Raw genomic sequence first — 883 nt, 5'->3', positions numbered from 1 at the left:
CCCCCGAGGCGGGGGCGAGCCGGGGCGCGGGGCACGGCCGGCAGTCCCCCGGACCTCAGGGCGACGCGCGAGCCGCGGAGCCCCGCACAAGGAGAAGAACCCCTGGGCAAGCGACAGCCCGAAGGCCCGCCCCCCGCACCGGTGGTACAGCGCATCAGACTGCGCTACACCAAGCGCGGCCGCCTCCGGTTCACCAGCCACCGCGACTTCCAGCGCGCGTTCGAGCGCGCCCTGCGCCGCGCCGAGGTGCCGATGGCGTACTCGGCCGGCTTCACCCCCCACCCCCGCGTCTCCTACGCGAACGCCGCGCCGACCGGTACCGGCAGCGAGGCCGAGTACCTGGAGATCGCGCTCACGGAGCCCCGCGATCCGGAGAAGCTCCGCGAACTGCTCGACGAGTCGATGCCGGTCGGCCTCGACATCACCGACGCCGTCGAGGCCCGCACCTCCGGCCTCGCGGACCGCCTGACCGCCTCCGTCTGGGAGCTGCGGCTCGACGGGGTCGACCCCGTCGAGGCGGCGCGCGCGGCCGAGGCCTTCCTCGCCGCCGAGCGGGTGGAGGTGCAGCGCCGCACCAAGAACGGCATCCGCACCTTCGACACCCGCGGGGCCGTCGCCGCGCTGGAGGTTCTTCCTTCGCCGGCTGATAGGACGCCGGACAGTGCCTGTGCGATACTGCGGCTGGTTGTTCGGCATCTGACACCTGCCGTTCGACCCGACGACGTCCTGTCCGGTCTCCGAGCTGTGGCCGACCTGGCGCCGCCGGTCCCCGCAGCGGTGACCAGGCTGGCGCAGGGGCTCTTCGACGAGGAGTCCGGCACGGTGACCGACCCGCTCGCGCCCGACCGCGAGGCCGACACGGCCGCTCCACCCACGGCCGCCG

The 883-nt window shown here is 74.6% G+C and carries 1 protein-coding gene; it reads left to right on the top strand.

The window, feature by feature from the left end; genetic code table 11:
• Positions 1-141: 141 nt before the first annotated feature.
• A partial coding sequence (locus EF903_RS33130) for a TIGR03936 family radical SAM-associated protein (RefSeq protein WP_260616250.1) occupies positions 142-883 on the top strand: 742 nt, incomplete at its 3' end.

It is taken from the genome of Streptomyces sp. WAC05292, assembly GCF_003949955.1.
Lineage (GTDB): Bacteria > Actinomycetota > Actinomycetes > Streptomycetales > Streptomycetaceae > Streptomyces > Streptomyces globosus.
The sequence above is the reverse complement of the archived record's forward strand: the minus strand, read 5'-3'. Positions and strand labels throughout refer to the sequence as shown.